Origin of the sequence: Dietzia sp. UBA5065 (genome assembly GCA_002415925.1) — a bacterium.
Taxonomy (GTDB): Bacteria; Actinomycetota; Actinomycetes; order Mycobacteriales; family Mycobacteriaceae; genus Dietzia.
The window spans coordinates 1-348 of the sequence record DIAZ01000186.1 but is presented as its reverse complement, the minus strand read 5'-3'; the positions used below and the strand labels follow the sequence as shown (position 1 = coordinate 348).

Here is a 348-nt window from a genome sequence, read left to right as displayed (position 1 = left end):
GTCCGGGTGGCGGTGAGGCGCAGGCCGTCGGCGGTGACCAGGCGGAGGGCCTCGACGTGGTCGGACGTCCGCCCGTGGCGCACCGAGTGGTTTCCGCAGGCGTCGTTGCCGATCGCCCCGCCCAGGCAGGCCCGGGACTGGCTGGAGGGGTCGGGGGCGAAGGTCAGTCGCGAGTCGGTGGACTCGTGGACCGCCGCGCGCAGCGAGGTGAGCACGGTGCCGGCCTCGGCGGTGACGGTCCCGGCGGCCTCGTCCACCGCCAGGACCCGGTCCAGGTGCCGGGACAGGTCCAGCACCAGGCCGGTGCCGATCGCGTTTCCGGCCATGGACGTACCGCCGCCGCGCGCG

1 protein-coding gene is annotated in these 348 nt (G+C 76.1%); it reads right to left on the bottom strand.

Annotated features, from left to right (window positions below):
- On the bottom strand, positions 1–348 hold a 348-nt coding region (locus tag B4M60_RS15280; RefSeq protein WP_291086176.1), incomplete at both ends, for an FAD-binding oxidoreductase.